At 36.7% G+C, this 697-nt stretch carries 1 protein-coding gene; it reads right to left on the bottom strand.

Translation table 11 applies throughout. The annotated features are described in order from the left end of the window. Window positions 1-104 precede the first annotated feature (104 nt). On the bottom strand, window positions 105-347 hold the full coding sequence (locus L1D50_RS23215) for a helix-turn-helix transcriptional regulator (RefSeq protein ID WP_017216404.1): 243 nt from the start codon (window positions 345-347) through the stop codon (window positions 105-107). Window positions 348-697: the final 350 nt, after the last annotated feature.

Below are 697 nucleotides of genomic sequence, written 5' to 3'. Positions count from 1 at the left end.
ATTTAATTCGGTACAAGCTTTATGCTATTGAAAAAGCGTATCATGCTAGCAAAAACTAGAGGTGCAGGTCCTTGCACCTTTTACGTTTTTTGCTAACTAAACGCTTATTGATCTTCTTTGATTAGCTGTAAGCCTTCATAAGGATCAACTTCTAGCGCTTCGCAGTAACGTAAAAACTCAATAACATCCAACCGGCGCTCTTGGTTTTCGATCTTACCAATGAATGAATGAGGCGTACCTAACACCTGCGCAAGGCTGCGCATTGTGTGACCTTTCTCGTGGCGCTTTGATTTTAGCCACTTGGTTAGTTTACCGTTTTCTTCAGAAGAAACCGTTTTACCCATCATAATTATACATCTCCTACTAGATGAAAGACTAAATTACCTAAATGAAATATGCCCGTCTCATTTAGTTATACTCTAAATACTACAGTTGTACCTGAACCCAAAACTTTACGAGGTAAAGTATTAAGCCTGCATGAACTTAAAGCTTACTACTACTCACTCTAAGCAAGATTACAGTTTACCCCCATTTTACTACAACTTACCAGATATCCATGGTAAATTGTGCCAAAATTAGTAACAGGTAGACAAATTGTTAACTTGTCCCTATGTACCCAATTAGGTATAGACTAAAACACAAGTAACACCTAATTAATTTTTTACTTTTTCTTAAATTGTTAAGGCCTGTAATATCC

The organism is Pseudoalteromonas sp. Isolate6 (assembly GCF_022398435.1).
Lineage (GTDB): Bacteria > Pseudomonadota > Gammaproteobacteria > Enterobacterales > Alteromonadaceae > Pseudoalteromonas > Pseudoalteromonas galatheae.
This window is presented reverse-complemented; position numbering and strand designations above follow the sequence as displayed.